Annotated in this window: 18 protein-coding genes; 9 read left to right on the top strand and 9 right to left on the bottom strand. The window is 61.8% G+C overall.

What is annotated here, in order from left to right; translation table 11 throughout:
- The first annotated feature begins 1 nt into the window (after window position 1).
- The 5 genes from WN73_RS26045 to WN73_RS26025 all read left to right on the top strand — a co-directional run bounded on the left by WN73_RS26045 (window position 2) and on the right by WN73_RS26025 (window position 5,668).
- The gene (locus WN73_RS26045; RefSeq protein ID WP_028174313.1) at window positions 2-1,354 is read left to right on the top strand and encodes a hypothetical protein; all 1,353 of its coding nucleotides are present in this window, start codon (window positions 2-4) and stop codon (window positions 1,352-1,354) included.
- A gap of 88 nt (window positions 1,355-1,442) precedes the next feature.
- Window positions 1,443-2,495: an acyltransferase family protein gene (locus WN73_RS26040; RefSeq protein WP_271555326.1), complete on the top strand. Its 1,053-nt coding sequence runs from the start codon at window positions 1,443-1,445 to the stop codon at window positions 2,493-2,495.
- Between the two features lie 48 nt (window positions 2,496-2,543).
- Window positions 2,544-3,998, top strand: a complete 1,455-nt coding sequence (locus tag WN73_RS26035) for a lipopolysaccharide biosynthesis protein (RefSeq protein ID WP_271555325.1) — start codon at window positions 2,544-2,546, stop codon at window positions 3,996-3,998.
- A gap of 31 nt (window positions 3,999-4,029) precedes the next feature.
- On the top strand, window positions 4,030-4,581 hold the full coding sequence (locus WN73_RS26030) for a serine O-acetyltransferase (protein WP_028174314.1): 552 nt from the start codon (window positions 4,030-4,032) through the stop codon (window positions 4,579-4,581).
- A gap of 355 nt (window positions 4,582-4,936) precedes the next feature.
- Window positions 4,937-5,668 (top strand): class I SAM-dependent methyltransferase, encoded by a 732-nt coding sequence (locus tag WN73_RS26025; RefSeq protein ID WP_028174315.1) that lies wholly within the window; start codon window positions 4,937-4,939, stop codon window positions 5,666-5,668.
- A gap of 69 nt (window positions 5,669-5,737) precedes the next feature.
- On the opposite strand, the gene WN73_RS26020 is transcribed toward WN73_RS26025, so the two are convergent.
- A complete protein-coding gene (locus tag WN73_RS26020; RefSeq protein WP_271555324.1) occupies window positions 5,738-10,099 on the bottom strand; it encodes an RHS repeat protein in 4,362 nt (1,453 codons plus the stop codon).
- A 353-nt stretch (window positions 10,100-10,452) separates the two neighbouring features.
- Complete coding sequence (locus WN73_RS26015) at window positions 10,453-10,728, bottom strand: hypothetical protein (RefSeq protein WP_157862136.1); 276 nt, start codon at window positions 10,726-10,728, stop codon at window positions 10,453-10,455.
- Between the two features lie 243 nt (window positions 10,729-10,971).
- On the opposite strand from WN73_RS26015, the gene WN73_RS26010 reads away from it, so the two are divergent.
- Window positions 10,972-12,192, top strand: coding sequence for a glycosyltransferase family 4 protein (locus WN73_RS26010; RefSeq protein WP_231166654.1), 1,221 nt, complete (start codon window positions 10,972-10,974; stop codon window positions 12,190-12,192).
- On the opposite strand, the gene WN73_RS26005 is transcribed toward WN73_RS26010, so the two are convergent.
- The 5 genes from WN73_RS26005 to WN73_RS25985 all read right to left on the bottom strand — a co-directional run bounded on the left by WN73_RS26005 (window position 12,189) and on the right by WN73_RS25985 (window position 18,837).
- Window positions 12,189-13,586, bottom strand: a complete 1,398-nt coding sequence (locus WN73_RS26005; protein ID WP_028174318.1) for a hypothetical protein — start codon at window positions 13,584-13,586, stop codon at window positions 12,189-12,191. The two genes, WN73_RS26010 and WN73_RS26005, sit on opposite strands and share 4 nt — an antisense overlap.
- A gap of 71 nt (window positions 13,587-13,657) precedes the next feature.
- Window positions 13,658-14,869: a glycosyltransferase family 4 protein gene (locus tag WN73_RS26000; protein ID WP_028174319.1), complete on the bottom strand. Its 1,212-nt coding sequence runs from the start codon at window positions 14,867-14,869 to the stop codon at window positions 13,658-13,660.
- A 56-nt stretch (window positions 14,870-14,925) separates the two neighbouring features.
- Entirely contained in the window at window positions 14,926-16,122 is a 1,197-nt protein-coding gene (locus WN73_RS25995; RefSeq protein ID WP_028174320.1) for a glycosyltransferase family 4 protein, read from the bottom strand.
- Window positions 16,123-16,155: 33 nt separating this feature from the next.
- Entirely contained in the window at window positions 16,156-17,448 is a 1,293-nt protein-coding gene (locus WN73_RS25990) for a hypothetical protein (protein WP_049832526.1), read from the bottom strand.
- A 159-nt stretch (window positions 17,449-17,607) separates the two neighbouring features.
- Window positions 17,608-18,837, bottom strand: coding sequence for a polysaccharide biosynthesis/export family protein (locus WN73_RS25985; RefSeq protein ID WP_039183945.1), 1,230 nt, complete (start codon window positions 18,835-18,837; stop codon window positions 17,608-17,610).
- 528 nt (window positions 18,838-19,365) lie between these two features.
- Here WN73_RS25985 and WN73_RS25980 point away from each other — a divergent pair.
- Window positions 19,366-19,509 (top strand): hypothetical protein, encoded by a 144-nt coding sequence (locus WN73_RS25980; RefSeq protein WP_165448142.1) that lies wholly within the window; start codon window positions 19,366-19,368, stop codon window positions 19,507-19,509.
- 11 nt (window positions 19,510-19,520) lie between these two features.
- Here WN73_RS25980 and WN73_RS25975 read toward each other — a convergent pair whose 3' ends face one another.
- A complete protein-coding gene (locus WN73_RS25975) occupies window positions 19,521-20,681 on the bottom strand; it encodes a glycosyltransferase family 4 protein (protein ID WP_028174323.1) in 1,161 nt (386 codons plus the stop codon).
- An 82-nt stretch (window positions 20,682-20,763) separates the two neighbouring features.
- Window positions 20,764-21,879, bottom strand: a complete 1,116-nt coding sequence (locus WN73_RS25970) for a glycosyltransferase family 4 protein (protein ID WP_028174324.1) — start codon at window positions 21,877-21,879, stop codon at window positions 20,764-20,766.
- A gap of 310 nt (window positions 21,880-22,189) precedes the next feature.
- On the opposite strand from WN73_RS25970, the gene WN73_RS25965 reads away from it, so the two are divergent.
- Together WN73_RS25965 and WN73_RS25960 are read left to right on the top strand one after the other, a co-directional pair.
- Window positions 22,190-23,200: an NAD-dependent epimerase gene (locus WN73_RS25965; RefSeq protein ID WP_028174325.1), complete on the top strand. Its 1,011-nt coding sequence runs from the start codon at window positions 22,190-22,192 to the stop codon at window positions 23,198-23,200.
- A gap of 250 nt (window positions 23,201-23,450) precedes the next feature.
- Window positions 23,451-23,934, top strand: a 484-nt coding sequence (locus WN73_RS25960) for a 2-dehydropantoate 2-reductase N-terminal domain-containing protein (RefSeq protein WP_333937988.1), incomplete at its 3' end; no start/stop codon positions are given.

The following is a 23,934-nucleotide window of genomic DNA, read 5'->3' as shown; positions in this document are numbered from 1 at the left end:
GATGTCCAGCAGCTCTTCGGCTCTCCCGAGTTCGGACTGGCGCATCGTCGATCCGGTGCGGATGCCTCTGCATCATCAGCAGGAAGGCAGTGCATTCTTCAATCTCGAGGCGATCGCACTCCTGCTTTATTTCTACCGCGACGCGCTCGCAGGCGCGCTGCGCTATTATCTGGCGGTCCTCAAGATCAGTCCGTTGTGGTTCCTGCCCGACATTTTTGCCCTGGTCTGCATTTTCGCCTTCGTACAGCGCTACATCCTGATGGGACGGAACCTCGTCGCCATCCTCACGCTGTTCTACATCTGCTTTGCGCTCTACCTCGGATACGTGTTCCTGGGTTATTTCAGCGGCATGATGTCGTCGTTCAAGATGATCGCGCCGGTGTTCGTCGGCTTCTGCTTCTGCGGGCGTAATTTCGGCGATTACGATCGACTACAGCGCTGGCTTCACCCGATCTTCTACCTGACGATCGTCGGGATCATATTGTCGTCTCGCTTCCAGATGCCGTGGGTGGGCTATGCCTACGAGACTTTCGGCACGACGCGGCAGGCGACGCGGCTGTGGTGGTCGGCTTCCGAGACACGCCTGGCGGGGCTGGCTGCCGACAGCACGATGGCCGCGTTCTTCGTGTTCATTTCCTTTGTGATCATCTCGGTGCGCCGAAGCCTGCCGTGGTGCCTGTTCTGGACGCCCATCGGTCTCTACGCCATCAAATTGACCACAAACAAGACGTCGCTCGGCGTGATGGTGATCTACGTTCTTTGCCTGATCATCGTTCGTCTCGTTCCCGAGCGCGAGAAGTTTCCCATGCTGCGGCGGATGGCGCTTCTTTCGTTCCTGTCGATCCTGGTGCCGGCGGTGCTGATCGCCTTGTTCTCCGGCAACGGCCTCGTCAGCATGTCGCGCGGCCTGTTCAGCCTGCAGGACCGCGTCAACAACAGCTGGCAGCTGCCGTTCGTCTACATGGCCGATCTCATGCCGGTCGGCTTCTTCGTCGGCTGCGGCCTCGGTTGCTTCAACTATCCGCAGCTGCTGTTCTCGAACAAGCTCAGCTATTACGTCCCGGTGGATAATTTCTACCTCGGCACCTACCTGATGTTCGGGCCGATCTTCGTGGTGTTCATGATCCTGGTCATCCTCGCGGTCGCAAGGACCAGGGACATCTACAAGCTGTCTTTCGCGGTCGCCATGAACCTCTTCACCATCACTGTCTTGGCCTATGGCCCGGCAAGCGGTCTGATCATGCTGGGCGTGGCCTTCAGCGAGGTCTTTGCGCGGGAGAAGGGTGACAGGACCGCCCCGAGTGCGGCACCGCTCGCGCCTGACGTCGAGGATCTGGTTTCGCGGCCGGCATGATCGCCATGGTGCTTCATGCAATGAGCTGCGGCGCGCAGCGCGGGCTCCGGTCCGTCGCCTTCTTTCATCTTGAGATCGGATCGTGGTGGTGAGCGGAGACAGCAGGAATTTCGTAGAGGCGATACAGGGGCTGCGCGGTGTCGCGGCGCTCAGCGTGCTGATCGTGCATCTCCAGGACATGCCGCTTCTGGCGGGCTTCCTGCCCCCCATCTGGCCGTGGCTTGAAGCGACGGTCAACATGGGCGGGCACGGCGTCGAGCTGTTCTTCATGATCAGCGGCTTCCTGATTCCGGCGAGCCTCATGCGCCACCGCAGCGTCGGGAAGTTCTTTCTCGATCGCGCCCTGCGTATCCTTCCCGTGTTCGTGATCCTGCACCTGATCCTGTTCACGGCAGGGCCCCTGGTTGGCTACAAGTTCTTCAAGGGGATCGATCTGCCGACATATCTCAAGCTGTTCCTTGTCAATCTGGCGTTCCTGCCGGACGCACTGGGATTGCCTATCGGCCAGCAGAACGCCTGGACCCTGAGCTACGAATGGGCGTTCTACATCCTGTTCGCGCTGGTCTTCGTGACGGTGGTGCGGCGGAAGAACTGGCTTCTGGCGGCGCCTTTTATCCTGCTCGGTCTCGCGGGCATCGCCTTTCGGCCGATCGCCGCGTTCTTCCTTGTCGGATTGCTGTTCAGTCTCGTCAGCCTGCGGATCCGCGTCGTCGGCTGGCCCGGGGTGCTGGCCGCCATCCTTTGCGGGGCCGCGATGTACGTTTCGATCGAATATGTGCATCCGCTGGTCGGCTTGCTCCCGGGGGCGCTGCTGTTTGGAATGGTCCTTGCTCCAGACTCCGGTGTTGGCGTTGCTCTGAGCGGCAAATTCCTCCAGTTCCTTGGAAAGATCAGCTATAGCCTCTATTTGGTCCATCCTTTTGCGCTATTCCCGTTGCAGGTGATCGGAGTGAAGCTGGCCGCGCACGGAGTCAATCTCTGGCTCCTCTGGGCCGGATTTGCAGGTCTTGGCTTAATTGCCGCGCTGATAGCGGGTACGGTCAGTTACGAGCTGATCGAAGTGCGACTGCGCCGTTTGCTGGATCCGGCGCTGCGAGGACTGTTTTTCGGAGTGCGTCGTGAAGCCCGTTATGTCGCCTGAGCGCATGCGCTCGCCATCGTTTCAGCCGGATCACATGCGGGTAACGTCATGATCATCAAGAATCTGCTCTCGATGTCGAGCGTGAACGTCGTGAAGTCGGCGGTTCAGTTTCTCATCACGCTGCTGATCACCTATTTCGTGACGCCGACGGAATTCGGGCTCGTGGCGTTTTCGCTGCCGTTCATCGCCTTCATCTCCATGCTGACCGACCTCGGGCTGTCGAGCGCGATGATCCAGAGGACGTCGCTCACGAAGGAGGAGGCCGGTGCGGCGACGACGCTGATGGTCGCGATCGGGATCGGCTGTGCATTGGTGCTGGCCGCCGCATCGAAGCCGCTCGGAGCCGCCGTCGACATGCAGGGACTGCCGGCCGTGCTGGCCGCGCTCTCCGGTTCGGTCGTCTTGTCCATTTCCGCGATGGGACCGCGTGCGGTTCTGGAGCGCTCGCTGCAATATCAAACGATCGCCCTGATCGAAGCCGGGGCCGCGATGGCGTCCGCGACGGTGGGCGTGGTCGGCGCCCTGCTCGGGTGGGGGATCTGGGCGTTGATCGCGTACTATGTCCTGATGCAGGCGGTGCGCGCCGTCGCGTTCTATGTGAACACTAGACGCCACATTCATCTGAACTTCAGATGGCGCGGCGTCGCCCTGATGCTGTCGTTCGGCGGCTGGGTGCTGGCCTCGAACGTCCTCAACTTCACTGCCAGAAACGTCGGCAATCTCCTGATCGGCGCCAAGTTGGGCGCGGCGGCGGTCGGCCTGTTTGGTCTCGCCTTCCAGTTCATGACGCTTCCGCTGATGATTCTCTCCTGGCCGGGCGGAGGGGTTCTCATGGCCACCTTGAGCCGGATGAGCGGCGAGCGGGAACAGGACCGGCGCAAGGCGGCGATTTGCGCGGTGCTCGGCATGACGGCGATGATCACGTTCCCGGCGATGATCTATCTGACCTTCGGGCTGAAATATCCCGTTGCGACATTCCTTTCGCCGCATTGGCAGGAGGTGCTGCCGCTGATCGCCATTCTCGCGCCCGCGGGTGCCGCGCAGTCGATTGCGGCCTATGCCGGCCCGATCCTGCTGGCCCACAACCAGGCGCGGCTCCAGTTTTGGGTGAGCAGCGCCAATAGCGCCAGCATGATTCTTGCTTTTGTCGTCGCACTGCCGTTCGGACTCACGGCCGTCGCCGTGGTGTACCTCGTCGTGTCGATCCTGGTTTGCGCTTTCATGCTGATGATCGGAGCCCGCAACTGCGGGGTTCCCTATGCGTCGTTGTTCGGTTCCCTGATGCCCGCTACCGTGGGGACGTCCCTGGGGACGTTGTGCGCGCTCGTGGCGACGAAGGGCGAGGTCGCAAGTCTGTCGCATTGGCTGATCGCGACGGCCGTTTATGCGGTCGTCGTGCTTTGCAGCTACGTGATATTCAGGCGTCGTATCTGGAACAGCATGCAGTCGCTGCTCGGCGGGTCGGTTCCGCCGATGCAGGCAAATCTTCCCTCGGCAGGTTAGTAGAGATCGGTTGATGTCTTCAGGAGAGGGAATGGGCGACAAGTCCCAGCCGGGAATTCCGTGGCGGGAGGACCTGATGGCAAACACCGGCAGGTCCGGCGTTGGAGCCGCTATCGTCGCCTTGCTGACGAGCCCGGGCTTCGCCGTGATCACGACGTGGCGGATCGCCAAGATGCTGCGCTTCCGGACGCGCTGGGGTCATCAGATCACCTGGCTGCTCGTGAGGGCGCTGATGCGGCGAGGCTGCTACATCTCGGTTCTCGCAGAAATCGGTCCGGGACTGATCCTGCCGCATCCGACTGGAGTCGTGATCGGCGAGGGGGCGCGGATCGGCCGTTCCGTGATGCTGTATCACAACGTCACGCTTGGCCGGCGCGCCTGGGATGAGCCGGGTTGTCCGACCATCGGGGACGATGCCGTCATCTATACCGGTGCCGTAATCGTCGGCCCCATTTCGATTGGCGCAGGAGCAAACGTCGCCGCCAACGCGGTTGTGACGCGTGACGTTCCGCCGCGTTCCGTCGCTGCGGGAGCACCTGCGCGGGTCGTGCGCTCGGAAGCACCCGATCGGATGCGCGCTTAAAGCAGCAAGGCGGGGCCCAGGGCCCTGCTGGTTACCGGGGCATTGCGCTCGAAAGAGACTCTTGTTCAACACCTGCTTTTCGGGCGGTTCAGTGTTGTTCGGAACCGTCACCCGTTCCGCGCTGCTCGTTTGTTCGCGACCGGCGAACCGTCCTACGCATGGGCCTGAGCAGGTTCCGTTGGTTCGAGCGATGTCGCGGCCGCCCATGATGCGACAAGCGGCAAATTGCATAGATTCCGGCCATCATCGTGACGTCCTTCTAATCGGCCTTGGCGGCAAAGCGGTCACAATTCTGATTGCTGGCTATGTATAGTTGTGTCGGGAAACGTCTAATCATGTAACCGAGGGCCAGCCGATGTCGTCGATCATTACCGATTTTTCGCAAGTCTATCCCTATCTCGACGGCTCGAAGTTCAAAGACACCATCGTCGTGCAGTATCGGGGCGACGGCGACGTCAGATACAGATGCGACGTCCTGGTGGACATCTGTCGGGGCAAGCGAGTCTTGCATGTCGGGTGCTGTGACCATCTGCCGCTCATCAAGCGCAAGATCGACAACCGGGATTGGCTGCACGGCCTGATTACGGAATGTTCCGAATACACCGTCGGCGTCGATATCGATGCGGACGCGGTGCGGGAAGCGTCACGAGTTTCCGGCCTCGACAACATGGTCGCGGGAGACGTGACGTCGGGTCAAAAGATCGAAGCAATATCCGGCCGGAAGTTCGACATCGCCGTGTTCGGCGAGGTCGTCGAGCACATTCCCAACCCGGTCTCGTTCCTGTCGCGCTTCAGGGAGAATTACGGCGACGTCGTCGACCAGATCGTGATCACCGTTCCGAACGCCTTCAGGGGCGGCAACATCAAGGGTATCCTGAAGAACGTCGAGACGATCAACAGCGATCACCGGTTCTTCTTCACGCCCTATACGATCGCCAAGGTCGCAATCGATGCCGGGTATGCGCCGGTCGAGGTGAAGATGGCGACCTTCATGCGCGCCGGAATGCTGAAGTCGATGCTGCTGCGGCAGCTTCCGCTGCTCGCAGAGGACATCATCTTTATCGGTGCGGCCACGCGGCCGCACTGACGTCGTTTCATCCGCTCATCCGTGTTCCGTCATCGGGCCGGCAGGCGTACCTGCCGGCCCGATGCGTCGTCAGACGAACAGGAAGTTGCCGTGATCGAGCGTCGCCGAATTCACATTCTTCAGCAGGATGGAATCGGCCGAGGTGAGCTGGATCAGCGTGTCGGAGCCCGATTGCGAAATCTGGAGGTGGCTGTAGTCGGCCACCAGTGATTTCAGGATTTCGATCGTGTCGTGGTTGGACGCGGTTCCGGCGTGGAAGCTCTTGATCTGGTCGTTGCCGCCGTCGAACATGACGGTAGTCGTGCCCGGTGCGGAGGAGAAGACGTCGTTGCCGGTGCCGCCGGCCAGCGTCAATCCCGCAGTCACGGCCGTGACGGTGTGGGTGCCGTCGGTGTTGAGGACGTCGATCGAGAGCAGCGAGCCGCTGGTATTGTAGCTGTCGTGTTCGACGGCGCCCGGCAGGCCGGAGACCTTGAACTTGAAGACATCCGTCGTTCCGTCGGCGTTGTTGAGGGTCTCGGTCGTCTTGACCCCGGTAGAGTCGTAGACATCGGTGACCTTGCTGCCGTCCGACTTGATGACTTGCGTGTAGTCGAGCGTGCCGTCTGCGTGCGAACGGATGAGCGACGTCATCTTGCCCGCAGCGTCGATGTGCTGCTGCTCCGTGACGTAGCTCTTGCCGGTGATGTTGTAGATCGTGTTGTCGTGCGAGCCGTCGGTGTTGTTGGCATAAACCGCGGTCTTGACGCCCGACGTGTACACCGTCGTCGAGTTCGAGCCGTCCTTGTTCAGCACGTAGTCGCTGGTCAGGCTGCCGCTGCTGTCGAACAGCTTCGTCTCCTTGGAGCCGTCGGCGTTGACGACGTAGATCGAAGCGTTCAACCCGTTCGCGTAGTTCGTGGTCGTGACGTCGCCGCCCGCTGTCTTGTGGATCTCCTGGCTCAGGGCTCCCGACGAATCATAATTGTCCGTCGTGGTCGAGCCATCGGTTGAGTTGAGGATCTCGCTGGTCTTGTGGCCGGTGCTGTCATAGAGGTCGGTGACCTTGCTGCCGTCGCTGTTGATCACCTGCTTGTAGGCAAGCGTGTCATCGGCATGGAGTCGGGTCAGGGTCGTGAGCGTGCCGGCCGCAGTGAGGTGCTGGATCTCGGTCGTGTAGCTCTGGCCCGTGATGTTGTAGAAGGAGTTGTCATGGCTGCCGTCAACATTGGTGACATAGAGCTTGGTCTTGACGCCGGCCGAATAGACCGTGTTCGAGGACGAGCCATCCTTGTTCTGGACCAGGTCGCTGGCGATCTTTCCGCTGGAATCGTACAGCTTGGTGTCCTTTGACCCGTCGGCGTTGACGACGTAGACCGACGCGAGCAGCGAGCCATTGTAGTTGGTCGTGGTGGTGTTGCCGGAACTCGTCGTGACGATCTCCTGTTTCAGTGCTCCGGACGCCGCGTCATAGATGTCGGTCGTCGTGGCCGGCGACGTGACGGTGACGACGGAGATCTTGTGACCCGTGGAGTCGTACTGGGTCGTGACCTTGCTGCCGTCGCTGTTCAGCACCTGGCTATAGGCCATCGTGCCGTCGGCGTGGGTGCGGCTGACCAGCAGCAGCTTTCCGCTCGGGTCGATGTGGTCGTGCTCGGTCGTGTAGGACTGGCCGGTGATGTTGTAATAGTAGTTGTCGCGGCTGCCGTCGGCGTTGGTGACGTAGGCCTTGGTCTTGACACCGGCCGTGTAGACCGTGTTCGAGGACGAGCCGTCCGTGTTCTGAACCAGGTCCCCCGAGATGATGCCGTTGGAGTCGTAGAGCTTCGATTCCTTCGAGCCGTCGGCGTTCACCACGTAGATCGACACCAGCAGCGAGCCGTTATAGTTGGTCGTTGTCACGTTGCCGGAGGTCGTCTGCACGACCGTCTGCTTGAGGACGCCGGCGGTGGTGTAGAAATCGGTCGTGGTGGCCGTCGACGTCGTGGTGACGACCGAGGTCTTGTGACCCGTGGAGTCGTACTGGGTCGTAACCTTGCTGCCGTCGCTGTTGAACACCTGGCTGTAGGCCATGGTGCCGTCGGCATGGGTCCGGCTGACCGACAGCAGCTTGCCGCTTGCGTCGAGATGATCGTGCTCGCTGGTGTAGGACTGGCCGGTGATGTTGTAATAATAGTTGTCGAGGCTGCCGTCGGCGTTGGTGACGTAGGTCTTGGTCTTGACACCGGCCGTGTACAGTGTGTTCGAGGACGAGCCATCAGCATTCTGGATCAGGTCGCTCGCGATGATGCCTTGGGCGTCGTACAATTTCGACTCTTTTGACCCGTCGGCGTTGACGACGTAGACCGACACCAGCAACGAGCCGTTGTAGTTCGTCGTGGTGACGTTGCCGGAGGTCGTCTGCACGACCGTCTGCTTGAGGACGCCGGCCGTGGTGTAGAAATCGGTCGTGGTCGCCGACGCCGTGACGGTGATCACCGAGGTCTTGTGGCCCGTGGAGTCGTACTGGGTCGTGACCTTGCTGCCGTCGCTGTTGTAGACTTGGCTGTAGGCCATGGAGCCGTCGGCATGCGTGCGGACGACGGACAGCAGTCTTCCGCCCGCGTCGAGCTGGTCGTGCTCGGTCGTGTAGGACTGGCCGGTGATGTTGTAATAGTAGTTGTCGTGAGTGCGGTCGGCATTGGTGACATAGACCTTGGTCTTGACGCCGGCCGTGTAGAGCGTGTTCGAGGACGATCCGTCCTTGTTCTGGACGAGGTCCGCGATCAGATTGCCGCTTGCATCGTAGGTCTTGGTGTCCTTGTCGCCGATCGGCGAGACCGTGACGTCACGCACCATCTTGCCGTCGGTATAGGCGATGTTCTCCGACGAGCCGTCGGTATTGAGCGTGACCTTGCTGGTGATGACGCCGTTCGTGAAGTTGGACGTGCTGGTCGATACAAGCCTTGCCGAGGAGTCGTAGACCCTGGTCACGCTCCAGGTATCGGTCGAGTTGGTGACGGAGAACTGGTAGCCGCCCTGGATCGCCGCCAGCGCGTTGGTATAGTGCGAGATCATGTACTCCATGGTCGCGATCGAGGCGACCGGAAGCACGTGCGTGTCGGTGAGCGTGATGGTCTGAAGCGAGGTCGAGGCGTTCAGCTCGGACATCTGCGACACGATGTCCTCGGCGGTTCCGCTGACGTCGGTCACGGCGGGCGGTGTCGTGCCGCCTCCTGTCGGAGCGTCGATCTCGATGATCAGGGGATGATCCGTGATCGGAACCACGATCTGGCTGACGTCGGTGTAGGTGGCGATCGGCGAACTGCCCTTCAGCGGGTCGTAAACGTTGATCAGATGGTGGACGCTGCCGAGGTTCACCGTGACCGAACTGGTTGGGTTCGAGATCTCGGTGTCGGTGGCGTCGTTCCAGATCTTGGGTTCCGCCCAGACCACCAACTCGTAGGCGCCGTTGCTCTTGCCGAGAACCATGCTGTTCCCGGACGCCGGCAGACCGTCGAGCGTGTAGTTCAGCGAAGCCGTCGGCGTGTGGCCGCCGGTGCCGTCGTCAGCCAGGATTGTCGTCAGATTGTGGATCGCGGTCGCCGCCAGCTTCGGGGTTCCGTCGCCGTTGAACAGGCCCCAGTGCGATTCCGGATCGGTGGGGTCGTTGCTCGCCGAAGCGTCGAGCAGCTGATAGAGATAGGTGGTGCTGACGCCGTCCTTGTAGGCGTCGACCAGCGTGTTCAGGATCGACTTGGCCTGCACGTTTTCGCTGGCGCCAACATAAGGTGTATCGCTCTTGGTCGTATAGCCGGTTTCCGTGATGACGACGGGATCGCCGGGTGTGATCGACGTCGCGTTGCCGAGCAGAGCCTGGAGGGCTGCCGCGGGGGTCAGGCTGGTGCTGACATAGGCGTGGGAGTTGGCGTAGTCGGTCGCTCCCGACATATCTCCAAGTTTGGCGTAGTCGGTCGTGTCGTTGTAGCCCAGTGACAGATTGTAGACGGGGATGTCCTTGAGCGCGGCGTCGGCCTTGATTGCGTTATAGTAGGCCGCCTGGAACTGTGCCGCGGCGGAAACGCTGGAGCTGCCGTTGTAGCTGAAGCCCTGGATGTTCGCCTCGTTGAGGCCTTCCAGCGCGATGACGCTGCCGGGATGGCTGGCCGCAAACTCCTTGACGGACTCGAGATAGGCTTGGAGCGCTGCGGTTCCGCCTTCTGGAACACCCGACGGAACCACGAGATCGAATTTGTATCCGTCCTTCGCGAGTCCTTCGACGATCGGTTGCGCCTCGGGGCTCGTGGCGAGTCCACCGCGCAGTTTGGTCACCCCGAGATATTTGAGGTCGTCCTCTACGAGGGCGAGGTTGTCGTAGGCGCCCCACGAATAACCAACATGAACATTGACGCCGATGGAACTGATGAAGGTGCTCGCCGACAGGATCGTTTGATCTGGTGATGCGGTGGTCATCGGTATTTCAGAGCCTTTTCTGGAACGCGAGAGTTCGTTGCCGCCTGTGTCCGTCGTATCGGCCAATCTCTGTTTTTCGAGTTGGTGAGATCGGTAAAAATGGAAGCACCCCGGAGATTCTCTCGCCGAGACTTTCCTGCGCGACGCTCACAGCGCACGAATCTGCTTAGACTGAGCTTCATCTGTGAAGACCACGCTAATGTGCTTGCAGCATGACGTCGCGATGGCGATGCAACGACGATGTTCGAGCGATGTTGTGCCGATGCCTAATCGCAACGCATTTGCTTCTCGTGCGGGCAGATTTGTTTCCAATGTCTTGCGTCAAGCGCTGTTAGGAGTCGTAGAAACACGGATCAAGCGTCGAATGTGACACTTGGTCTTGCGCCGAAGTCGACTGGAGCCTTCCAAATTTTCCCGAGAAGCTGGCAAGCAGTGCCACGGCACTTTCGCACGCAATTTTTTTTCTTCTCTCCTGGTGTTGTGGCGGTCGCGTCGATGTCGATGAAATTTTCGTCTGCCTTCCGAACGGGCAGGGGGTGATCTTCACCGGCATTGAAGCGGGAGGTCGAACGAACGACACGATCGGTCGGGCGCGTCGCGGAGGCGGGGCGAATATCGAGGATGTGCAACTTGGCGTTGCTTTCGCGATCCGCGTGGCAGGCTCACCCCGACCGAGGCGGCGGGGGCGCGTGAAGGCAACATCGAGCGATGCGGCCATGCCGGGCGGAGTGTCGCAGATCCGCAACGTCAATATGTTAGGCGCGCAAAGCTATGGCGGGCAAACCGCTGGCACGGCACGAATTTTGCCGCTAAGCACTGGTTAAAGTCTCGTTGATCGAACGGAGTAGAAGGCCATTCCTATGCAGGATCCCATGTCGGGCGCCCCGAATGTCATGTTTCTGGTTGAGGTCGTGAATTGCAATGACGGGATTGCATCCTATTGCGAGACCTTGGCCACGGGGCTGCACGCCCGCGGCGTGCAGATCCACCTGGTCTCCGGCATCGTGCGGTCGGACGAGAAGTCCGAATACAAGCGCCAGAAGCTGGCGGCGGCGGTCAAGCAGTGGCACGTCGTTCCCGGACTTCGCAAGCTGCCCTCGCTATCGATCTTCATGCAGCTCTGGAAGCTGATCCGGGAGAACGACATCACCGTGATCAACGTCCATGGGCTCGGCATGCTGATGTGGGGCAGGCTGCTCTCCCTGCTCACCGGCGCGCGCTGCGTCGCGACCTATCACCCCTCGGTGCTCGGGAACATCGAGAAGGTGCAGAATGCGCCGCAATCGACTTTCAGCCCGGTCCAGATCCTGTTCTTCAATCTTTTCTTTCCGCACACCCTCATCCTGATGTCGGAGGAATCGCTCCGGCATCTCAGGCGCTACGTCTTGTTCGGCAAGAACCGGATCGCCAAGGTGTATGGCGGCGTCGATACGGTGCATTTTCGGCCGCCGTCGGATGCCGAGCGCCGCGATGCGCGCGCGAAATTCGGGGTTGCCGAGGGTGAGTTCATGTGCCTGCTGGCGGCCCGTCTCGCCTGGGTGAAGGGCCATGATTTGCTCATCAAGGCGGCGCGCAGGATCCGCGACAGCGCCAGTCCTTCGCCCATCGACATCAAATGCTACTTCGTCGGCAGCGGCGGCGCCGAGCGCGAGAAGGAAATCAAGTCGTTTGCCTTCGCCGACGAGAAGGACAAGGACACGTTCAAGTTCCTCGGGTTCATGGGCGACGTCCGCGAAATCCTCTGGGCCGCCGATGTGTTCGCGCTGCCGAGCCGGTTCGAAGGATTCCCGCTCGGCGTCGCCGAGGCCATGGCGACGGGGCTGGTCCCGGTGCGGACCCCGGCAGGGGGCGCTTCGGATCAGATCATCGACGGCCAGACCGGCTTCATCGTGCCGTTCGAAGACGTCGACGCGCTCGTGGGGGCGCTCGAGAAGTTGGCCGATCCCGCGTTGCGCGCCGCGCTGTCGCGCAATGCTCTTGCGCGCGCCCAGCAATATTTCGGTGTCGGGCCGATGGTTGACCAGACCCTCAGGATCTACGGTTTGGCGGGCGATGCCAGCGGGAATCCGCTGGCCCATCCGATGCAGGCCTAGTTCGAACTGCGTGCCGAGGCCAGCAGATCGCCTCGCCACGTCACCAGGACGACGGCGAGCCCGGCGAAGGCGATCTTTCCCGCGAGCCAGAGCAGAGAGGCTGACGGAGCTGCCGCGAGCATGGCGATCGCGGCGGCCGCGACGGTTGCCTCCACGATCAGCAGCGCCCGTGGCGCAGCGCGGAACCGGATCAACGGGCCGCTGGCGAAGAGGATGATGAGTGCGGTGGCCAATGCCGCACTCGCGATTTGTCCGGCGACCGATATGTGCAGCAAGGCGCCGATCGAAGCGGCCGCCGATACCAGCACCAGCTGGCACGCCGCGACGACCACCAGCCTGGTGGCCGATTTGGTCAGATGCGGCACCACTGCGAGCGTGGCCTGAAGGTGAATGTGGAGGAAGTAGAAGACCGCCGCGACCGGCGCTGCGTTGAGAAAATCGACCAGCAGATCGGCCGGGACGAACAGATGCGCCGCATCGGGCAGAAGGCCGATCAGCCCCCCCAGCATCACGATCGTCGCGCAGAGGATGAAATCGAGCATGCGGGCGGTTGCTCTGCGCGCCTCGCCGTCGACGTCGCGCTCGAACTGCACGACGACATTGGGGTAGCTGACGGTGTGAATGGCGGTCACCAGAACGGAGAACGGCCGCTGCAGGAGGTCGATCGCCATCGAAAAACCGGCGGCACCCGTCGATGTCCGTCCGAGCGTGGCGATCACGATCAGGCGCAAGGTGACGGGGACGGAGAGATGGATGACGGAGGCGGCCGCGGCCATGATGCCGTATCGGCAGAAATTGCGCCAATCCGTCAGCAGGGCGTGTCGCGACGCCCGATGCAGCGAGGTGCGATGCACGATCAGGCTCACCAGAAGCGCCGCGCCGTAGCCCGCGGCGATGCCGCACAGCGTCGCCGCCGCGGTGCCGTAGAGCAGCGCCGCCGTGACGGCGCCGGCCAGGAGCACGCTGGCGCGCAGGATCAGGAGGACGGATGCGGTCGCCAGCCGATCGGACACGCGCACGATCATGAAGTACAGGTCGGTGGCGCCCTGTAGCACGGCCATCGCCAGCGCGAGGGCGACGACGCTTGTCTCGAGCGTGCCCACCAGCCCCGCCACGCTGCCGACGAGCAGCAGAACCAGCGCGCTGAGCAGTCCCGCGCTGAACAGCGAGAATCGCAGACGCGCCGCCTCTTCTCCGGAAGCGGCGGCGAGGAAGCGAACGCCGGCCAGTTGCAGCCATTCGAACACGAAGACGCAGAACAACTGGCTCGCCGCCAGTGCCAGCGAAAACGAGGTGTATTGGGCTGGCGAGAGGATATGGCTGACGGCGAAGATCAGAATGATCGCGGATGCACTCTGGTAGATGTAGCTGCCGAATGCGAGCAGGCTGATCATTTCTGGCTACGCGTGAAGGAAAACATGGCGGGATGATTGAAGGCCGTCGGTGGCATCTGCGTCCGCCCCCATTACGCGCGAGGCATGCCGCGGCCGCGCATGAGCTGGTCGTAGACGTTGCGATAGCCGGTGACCACGTCGTCAAAGGCCCATTTGTTGATGCCGGATTTCAATCGTCCGCTCATCTCCACGATCTGCTGGGGAGCCTCGACGATCGCCGAAATGCTCTTGGCGATCGAGTCCGGATCGGGAGACGTCAGCCAGCCGGTCAGGCCCGGCTTGATCGCCTCCTGGATGCCGCCGAACGGCGTGCCGAGCAGGGGCTTGCAGGCGGCCTGGGCATCGGCGACGACGAGCGGGCTTGGATCTTCCCAGACCGAGGGGACGACCACGACGTTCACCTGTTCGTAAAACTCCTTCGGCTGCACGAAGCCGAGAAACTCGATCCGCGCATTGGGGGCGAGCCCCTTGATCTGCTTGCGCTGGCTCTCGGAGGCATGACCCGCGATGACGAGCCGGATCCGCTCAGGCGGGATCGTCGCGATGGCGCGAACCAGATTGTAGATGCCTTTTTCTTCGGTCAGTCGCCCGATGAATCCGAATGTGACGGTGCCGTCGAGCATCGCCGTCTCTTCGCTGCCGACGTCGGCCGTCGAGGCGTTTCGAATGACGATCTTCAGCGGTGTCTGCGTGAAGAGACCGAGCCCGGTATGGATGTCGAGAATGCGCTGGCTGACGCCGACGACGGCGTCCAGATGTCGCGTCGCCCCGCGGCGGCGAAAGGTCAGGATCTGGCAGCTCATGCAGCTTGCCTTGCAGGCGTGTCCGTCCGAGAAGCGCGAGCAGCGGGGGCAGGTGAGATAGTAGTCGTGAAGCGTGTGCAGGACCGGAATGCCCAGTTCCGCCGCGGTTCGCCACACCGCCGTCGTCAGGCCGGAGAGATTGTTGGAATGCAGGATGTCCGGTTTGAATGCCTTGATCCTGGCGGCGACGAGCTCCGACATCTGCTGCCAGTCCTCGATCGCGTGCCAGATGCCGCGCACGGGCGCGCTGTGCTGCTTGGCGAAGGGAAAGTAGATGTTGTGCACGGCCGCCGAGTGCACGTCGATGCCGTTGCAGGTCTCCATCTGCTGGTTCGGTGTGGAGGCAGCACGTATCACTTCCACGCTGTCGTTCTGGCCGACCAACGTCTCGGCGAGGCGACGGACGAAAGTTTCCGCGCCACCGACCACCTTCGGAGCCAACGGCGTCGGATAAAGGGATGACGTGATAAGGATCTTCATCGAAAAGGTCTGTCCAGCTATCCTGCCAAATGGCTTCGTGAAATCTCCGTTTCGGCCTATTGCCGGCTCGTTCGACTGTTATTCAAATAGACGTCCAAATATTGACCTGTCACTGAATCGGCAGAGAACCTCTCGGCAAATCCGGGCTGCGGAGGCCGGGCGAGCTTCCAGCGTGATCTCTCGTTGACGGCCTTCAGCATCAGTTCTCCCAGTCGCTTATGATCGTTGGGCTCGTAGGACCCAACCATGTTGGAAAACCCCGCGATCTCGGGAATCCCTCCTGCTGTGGAGCAAATAGTTGCCCGGCCGGCGTTGATGCTTTCGATCAACGTCCGGGGCAGCGGCTCCGGCCAGACCGAACTCACCAGGCACACGTCGATGCTGGCATAGAATTCGGCCGCCTTTGCAAAGCCAAGCCATTCGACGTTCCTCCCGCTGCGGCTTTTGAGCCCCCGGACGTAATCCTCAAGCCCCTTTCCGGCAATTTTCAGTTGCCATCCCTGGTCGGGGAGCTGCGCGGCAGCTTTTAGTACCACTTCGATACCTTTTTCCGCCTCGAGCCGGCCGATGAACCCGAATATCAGGTCATCCGAGCTCGAGGGAGGTGAGGGTACTACGGAGCTTGGATCGGCGATGTTGAAGATGACCCGGCCATCGGTGCCCGGGAAGTATTTCAGCCTGGTATGCTGGTCGAGCACGAACTGGCTGTTCGAGACCACCGCATCGACCATGCGCGAGGCCAGCAGATAGGGAGACGTCATGGCCGCGCAGAGGGTGCAGCGCTGCGCACATGTCGCGTCTCCGCGAAACAACGTCGAGCGTTTGCAGAGCAGGGAATAGTCGCGCAAGGTGTGCACGATCCGGATGTTGCGCCGCCTGGCTTCCGCCCACAACGAGACCGAAAATCCGGTGAGGTTGTTGGTGTGGACGACCTCGGGCTTTTCGAGATCGAGAATTTCGGCGAAACGCGCCGCGGACTTGCGATTCCACGTGTCCTGGAGATGCCACTTCAGGCGCTGGACCGAGGAGGGCTTCCTGTCGTTGCCGAACGGCCAGTAGTCGTTGTCCAGCGGCACCCGGTAGATGCGCACGCCCCTGAGCTCGTTGACGGTGCGATCCTGCTTGTTCTGAAGGCAGACCACGGCAACCTGGTGGCCGCGCTGAACCAGCGCCTCCGCGAGCAGCGACACAGACACTTCGGCGCCGCCGATGATTTCGGGCGGATAGAGCGTGTTAACGATCAGTATCTTCAAGGATAGCCCCGGATTGCGCAGTCCGCCGCAGCGTCAGTTCGATGGCCGAATCTCGAAATCCGGCACGGTCGTGCCCTTGACACTGACAAGCAGGGGCGTCGTCGATAACGCCGTCCAGGCGCCGGCGGCAGAGCCCGGTGCTTGCTGACATACATAGCTGATCTCGGCATTCGGTTCCGCATTTTTTAATCGAACTTCGAAGCGCTTCGACGGATTCTCCGACCAAAGCGCCACTTTCGTCTCGGATCCGCTGTCACTGCGGATCTGCACGACGCCCGGCATCGGCGTGGTGCGCGCCGCCTTCAGGCTCGTACGGATGAAGGCCCAGCTTTCGCGAATGGAACACACCGCGGGCTTCGGCGAATTGTCGAAATGATAGATGCCGAAATTGTCCTCGAGTTCGCCGGGCTTCGTCCCGCTGTCCTTGAGCTCGTAGAGCCATATTCCCTTGAGCCAGGGACCCGCGGTCGATGACCAGAGGATGATCTGCGCCATGTTGTCGGCCGAGAGCTGCTCGTTCACGCCGCATTTCGCGGTCGGGGTCGGCCAGCCCGTTTCAGTCAGGTAGATCGGATAGTTGGGATTGCCGGTCGCCTGTGCGACGCGTTGATGAAAGTTTTCCAATCGCTCGATCGCTTCAGCCGCGGTGCGCCCGGCCGGCGGCAGGCAATGGTTGTAGATGTGGATGGACATGCCGTCGGCGATGCGAGGCAGGTCGGTCTTCAGCAGGGCGTCGGTCCATTTCCAGCCCGGATCGTCGCCGAGTGCGCCCACCACGAAGGGCGCAGAAGGCGCCGCCTGCTTGACCGCCGGCTGCACCAAACGGGCAAGCGTCACGTAATTTTCGACCGTGAATTGCGGCTCTGCGCGCGCTCGGAGATTGTACTCGTTCCACAATTCGAAGATGGGCTGCCGCGCTGCGACCGCTTGCGCGGCCGCCGCTGCATAGGTGACGAATCTCTGGCGCGCTTCGTCGGTCGTCGGCGGATCGGAGTTCGGGACGAGGTGATGGCCGGCTCCGAGAATGAGCAGAGGAATTCCGACACCGGACCTGATCTGGGTCTCGAGGCGGCCGTTCAGGGCGTTGAAGCCGAGCCGCTTGCCGGGCAACTCGAAATCCGACCAAGGGAAATCGTCCCGGAACGCGGTGACCCCGAGCTCCTTCATTTGCTTGATGGCCGTCGCAGGTACGTAACCGCGAGCGCTGGTGACGCCGCCCAGGCCCTGGTGCGTACCGACGCCCAGCAGGAAACGTTGGTCGAGCGGCTGCGCGGTCTGCGCGTTCGCAGGATATGAGAGGCCGGTCGCGGCGCAGAGACCGCACATCAGCATCCGGAAACGACGCAAGGCTCGTTTCCTCTTTGGCTCCGTCACGCTCGTATCCACTCCTGCTCGCGTCAACTCGACAAGGCTAATCCTCTTCTGTGGCCCGAATTGGGTGAGGCGACCTTGTCCGCGCGCCCCCACGGAGCGCGCCGAGTTGGGCTATTTGGAGTTCACGATCACCGTGCTGATGTTGTCCGCATTCGTGGTCGCCGCGTTCAGCGGGTTCATCAGCTTGACGAATTCGGTCGACGGCGATTCCGCCACCGAAATCACGTCATGATCGCGCATCCTGAACGTATCCGCCTGGAACCAGCCGTCGGGCTTGCTCATGTCGAACTTGTAGACGGCGGGGATCGTCTTGGTCGGGAACTGGGATACTTCGACCCCGATACGCTCCAGGAGCGGCTTCGGCTCGAAACGGTAGACGTAGATGGACTTGGAATCCGCACGGTTGCCGTCGAGGCCGCCCGCCTTCGCGATGGCTTCAGCCAGCGACATGTTGTCGTTCTCGAACGAGAAGCGGCGATTGTTGGTGCCGCCGATCGATCCCGGCGACGGCGTCGAACCGAACACCATGTAGACGCGCGGAATGCGGGTCAGGAAGACGACGTCGCCCGGCGCGAGCAGGACGTCCTCGCCGGGATGGTGCACCACGGTCGACATCGACTCATTGTAGGTGCGGCCCTCGCGCTTGATCGTGATCGTACTCTCGTAGGAAGGGTATTTCGGGCCGCCGGCGCGCGCGATCGCGCCCATCAGGCGAATGCCGCCGGGGTCGACCGGAAAGCGGAGCGGCGAGTTGACCTCGCCGAGCACGCTGATCTGGTTGCCGCGCTGCTCGGCCACGCTCACGACCGCCTGCGGATCGATGGCGCGGTCCTTGAGGCGCTCGCGGATGATGTTCGACACGGCGCGCGGCGTCAGCCCGGCGACCTTGATCGATCCGGCGTAGGGAATGTTGATGTTGCCGGACTGGTCGACCTGCTGACGCGGAATGTCGACGAAGTTACCCGGCCGGACGCCCGCTTCGCGCGGAATGAACAGGCCGCCCGCCTGCGCTTCGTACACGGTTACGGTGACGATGTCGCCGATGCCGATCGTGACGTCGCGATAATTGCCGCCGGGAAGACGCGAGAACACCATCCCGGAGGAATCGGTGAAGGCGTTGGTCGCCTGAACGATCGCCGGATTGACCGGCATCAGGGCATAGGCGAGCGGTGCGGTCGGCTCGGTGACCAGCGCAGCGTTGGTCTGCGTGGCAACGGCATCCGGAGAGTCCAGAGGGATGAAGCCCGCGCAACCCGCCAGCGAGATGCCGACAGCAGCCAGCGCCAGGATTCGACTAATCCCGAAATCAAAAGAAAAACGTTCGGTCTTAGCCACCACCATTCCCTCGTACTCATTTAAAATCGGAATCACCGTACCAACCATCGTGCGGGTGAGTCACTGCTGCCTCTTCGACTTTATGGTAAAGCACTTATGGCTGTGACCTTATTGCAACTTGTGAACCGAGATACACGTCAGAATCGCTGTGCAAAATTTGTGCGCGACGTACTCTTTTATAAGCAGTTCGCAAACTAGACATACACGTGTCCGATCGATGTCACGATTGAGGCCGCGACTGAACTAGTGAGCTGCGGCGCGCAGATGGAATTGCATCGTCGCGAGATGAGATCGCCTAAACTTCAAGTCTTGGATCCGATTTTGAGTGACCCTGCGTTGTGTTTTCGTCGTCCTGCGGCGGGCATGGAGCCTGAGCGGACGCCCTCGCCGGGTGATCGCACCGATATTTCTGCGGCGGGATTCCACCTCCGTTAACGCTTAGATTCGGAAGCTGGCCGCGCGCTGGCGTCCGTAAGGTCTTCCTAATCCTGATCCGCCTACTTGTCGGCCAAACCAAAAGGGAAGGCGAAGACAATGTTGCACACCGGATCACTGCTGTTCGCAGCCGGCTTTCTCACCTGCGCGATGATGGTCGCCTCCGCAATTGCGTGGTCGTTCTCCGACAACCGTGTGAGTGACGGCGAGTTCGCGCAGGGCGATGCCCGCCGGATGGCTTGATCGCACGGCCGCTACGACCGCAGATTGTTCGGGAAGTCGGATTGCAGCTTCGCCTGCTGCCCGGATTCGCTTGTCCGCACGTGCAGGACGTCGGCATAGACCTGGCTCAGGGTGCGGTGCGTCTGCTCGATGTCGTAGAGGCGGCTGAAGCGCTCATATCCGGCCCGGCCGACCGCAGGCAGGTCCAGCCGGCTTGCGCGCTGAAAACCTTCAACCAGCTTTTCCGCCGAGACCTCGTCGCACAGCACGCCCGTCGCATTGTCTTCGACGATTTCCGGCAGGGCGCCGATGCGGAAGGCGATGATCGGCTTGGCCGCCCGCATGGCCTCGATCGCCACCAGGCCAAACGCCTCCCAGCGTGACGGAATTGCGACCATGTCGGCCTGGTCGAGCTCGGCCTCGATCTGGTTGCGGTTCATCCAGCCCAGGAAGGAAACGTTGGCCGGCAGATCGCTTCGGTGGAATTTGCTGACGACCGACGCGCCGATCAGGCGCACATCCAGCGTGTTTCCGAGCGCGCGGGCCGCCTCGATGAGGAGATCATACCCCTTCTGGCGGTCGAGGCGTCCGATGAAGAGGACCTTGATCTTCTCCGATCGCCACGGCGCTGCGCGCGTGTCGAGCACGGGCCGCTGCTTGGAAATCCCGTTGTGCACAAGAACGAGGCGGTTCGCCGCGATCCCGACCTGCATCGCATCGGTCCGCTCGCTTTCCGAGATGCACACGATGCGGTGGGTGAATTTCGACAGCACGAGCTCGGTGAACTTCGTGACTTCGCGGCTGAGGCGGCCGGTCTCGCGGCCGAATGCCCATCCGTGCGGGCAATAGACGATGCGTGAACGCCGATAGGTCAGCCAGAGCACCGGGCGCACCACGAGCCCGGCGAAGGACGAGTGAAGATGGATGACGTCGGGCCGAAACTCCCGGACCGCACGCATGGTCGCAGACAGCATGCGAAACAGGCCGACCGCGTTGCGGCCGTCGCGCGGAAACGTGGTGATGGCATCATCCTCGATGTTCACCAGATCGCTGCGATGATCGGACGGGACGACATAGTTGACGTTGCCGCGCCCGAAGCTCGCGCATTGATGCGGATGCAGCTCGTTGAGGTAGGTCGCGATGCCGCCTCTGACCGTTTCGGCGACATGCAGGACTTTCAGGCCGCTGGACAACGGTCATTCCTTTCTTGGCTTGCAGGCGCCGGATATTGCAGGCGCGCGTCTAACGTCTCGAAGCAGCAATATTTGGGCCGCGTCATTGTGTCTGACGGCTGGATGCGGCGTGGGGAGCGGGTTTGGCGAGGAATTCGAGCATCGCTGCGGCGGACTTGGCCCAGGAATATGTCGCCAGTCGCCTCTGCTGCTTCTCCTGTTCCGCCGGCGAGATCCGGCCGAGTGCAATTCTTTCGTGCATTCGTGCCGAAAGCTCGCCCGCGTTGAGGGGGTCGAAATAAACGGCCGCGTCGTCGCAAGTTTCGCGCACGGCTGCGGCCGAACTCGCGATCACCGGGCAGGCGAAGTACATCGCCTCCAGGGGAGGTATGCCGAAGCCCTCGTAGAGGCTGGGAAAAACGAACGCGGCAGCTCGAGCGAACAGCGCCGCGATCTCCTCGTCCTTGAGGCGCCCGGCGACGACGACGCCGGTTCTCGATTCCATGGCGTTGCCGCCAAAGACCTTGCTGTTGTCGCCTCCGACCACGACCAGCGGAAAATCCGCGCGGCCAAGCCGCTCGGCGGCGCGAATGGCGGTGTCGACATTCTTGTTCTTCGTCATCGAGCCGACGAAGAGGAAGAACCCGTAGGGCGCAAGATGCAGCTTTTCGATGATCGAGAAATCGGGCACGACGGTGGCGAAGTGCTCTGCGCTGTTGGGGATGACGGGGATCGACGCAGGATCAAGCGACAGCGCCTCGGCAAGTTCGTTGCGCGAAAACGTGGAAACTGTTGCGATCGTTGCTGTGCGTGCCAGCAAATGGCCGAGCGTCCGATGCAGGGCGAGGTAGCGCCAGCTGAAGAAGTCCGGACGTTTGAAAACCTGCGCATCGTGAATCACGACCAGGTGGTCGCGATGAAGCACGGGGCCGGAATTGGCGAGGCTGATGAGGCGCGTGCCGGCGGCCGCGCGTGCCAGATCGATCTGGTCCCACGCGTGCCCCTGCAACGATCCGACCTGCCTGACGTTGATACGGCGAAGACCGGGGAGCGGCTGCGCGTTCGGCGGCGACAGCACTTGCCACTCTGCGTCCAGGAGTTGTCGCGGAGCCTCTCCGCTCGCCAGCAAACGGTCCATCGCCTTGACGATTTCGGCGGCATAGCGCTGCACGCCGGTTAGCGACTGTGACAGGAACCTGCCATTGATGGAGAGTTTCAAAGCCGATCTTTTTCTTCGTGAGTGTCTTGTTTTTCGTGGGTGTCTTACGGTGGGTATCCTGCGCGAACGTTGCCTCAAGACTGAGCATTCGCGCCGAATATACGATCTATGCGGTGTAACACATGTGGAGCTATCGTCCGAGCATCCTCGCAGGCGGATAGCATGCGAGGATGCATGGCGCCATCATGTTTCCTACACATTTCGATGCGCTTACATGAGCGCCTGATTTGACGATTGTCGTGATCGTCCGAACCTTGCCTCTCATGTCCTGGTCTGGCATTGCATTCGCGGAATCAACGAGGTGACAAATTTGCGGCCAGTGATCGTTACCGGTGCTGCCGGCTTTATCGGAATGCACGTTTGTGAACGGCTGTTGGCGCGTGGCGAGCAGGTCGTTGGCATCGATGCGCTCACTCCGTATTATGATCCCGCGCTGAAACGTGCACGCCTTGCAACGCTCGAGCACCGTCCCGGGTTCAGCTTCCACGAGATCGATCTTGCGGACTTCGCCGCGGTGACGCGCGTTTTCGACGAGGTCTCGCCCGATCGGGTCGTGCATCTGGCGGCGCAGCCAGGCGTGCGTGCGTCGATCGACGATCCCATCACCAGCATCCGCGCCAATTGCGACGGCTTCGTCACCGTGCTCGAAGCCGGCCGGCGCCATGGTGTGGCGCATCTCGTCTACGCCTCGTCGAGCTCCGTCTACGGCGCCAACCGCACCTTGCCGTATTCGACCGAGCATTCGGTGAACCATCCGGTCAGCCTTTACGCCGCGAGCAAGAAGGCCAACGAATTGATGGCGCACACCTACGCCCATGTTCACAAGCTGCCGGTGACCGGTCTGCGCTTCTTCACCGTCTACGGTCCGTGGGGCCGGCCCGACATGGCCGCCTGGCTGTTCACGCGCGCGATCTTCGCCAATGAGCCGATCAAGATTTTCAATAATGGCGACATGTGGCGCGACTTCACCTATGTCGACGACATCGTCGAGGGCGTCATCCGCACCCTCGACCGGCCCGCGACGCCGAATCCCGCGTGGAACGCGGAAGCGCCGGAAAACTCGACGAGCTATGCGCCGTATCGCGTCTACAACATCGGCAACAACCGGTCGGTCAATCTGATCGAGTTCGTCGAGACGCTGGAGAAGATCATCGGCAAGCCCGCGATCCGCAAGCTGCTGCCGATGCAGGCCGGCGACGTCCTGGAGACGCGCGCCGACATTTCCGCGCTCCAGCGCGACGTCGGTTTCGCGCCTTCGACGCCGCTTGCGGAGGGTCTCGGCCGCTTCGTCGAGTGGTATCGAAAGTACCACGGCGTGTAACCCCGCGATCGCGCCAACACCGTGTTCCGCATCCGGACCGATGGTTAAATGCAGCGCGCCGGTCGCATATGTCGACTGCATTGCGTGCATGCGGCGCGTTTTGGGAAATGTCCGCCGTTGCCCCCGCGCAAGGCGGTGAAGGTTTGTTCGGCAGGTGATGCAGGCTGCCCTAATGTTGGGCGTGCGGTCGGATAGAGAATTGGTCTAGGGTGTTCAGTGGAGCATCCGTCTTCAACGGAAAGAGTCTTTCATGCGAATCGCGATGATCGGAACGGGCTATGTGGGACTGGTGTCCGGGGCCTGCTTTGCGGATTTCGGTCACGACGTCACCTGCGTCGACAAGGACGAGAAGAAGATCGTGGCGCTCCATCGCGGCGAGATCCCGATCTACGAGCCCGGGCTCGACGAGCTGGTCGCGACCAACGTCAAGGCCAAGCGGCTCGACTTCACCACCGACCTGTCGAAGCCGGTCGCCGACGCCGATGCCGTCTTCATCGCGGTCGGCACGCCGTCGCGTCGTGGTGACGGGCACGCCGATCTGTCCTACGTCTACGCCGCCGCGAAAGAGATCGCGCAGTCGCTGTCGGGCTTCACCGTCGTGGTGACGAAATCGACCGTGCCGGTCGGCACCGGCGACGAGGTCGAGCGCATCATCCGCGAGACCAATCCGCTAGCCGACGTCGTCGTCGCCTCCAACCCCGAATTCCTGCGCGAGGGCGCGGCGATCCGCGACT

This window comes from Bradyrhizobium sp. CCBAU 45394, from assembly GCF_028128655.1.
GTDB classification, from domain to species: Bacteria; Pseudomonadota; Alphaproteobacteria; order Rhizobiales; family Xanthobacteraceae; genus Bradyrhizobium; species Bradyrhizobium diazoefficiens.
The sequence above is the reverse complement of the archived record's forward strand: the minus strand, read 5'-3'. Positions and strand labels throughout refer to the sequence as shown.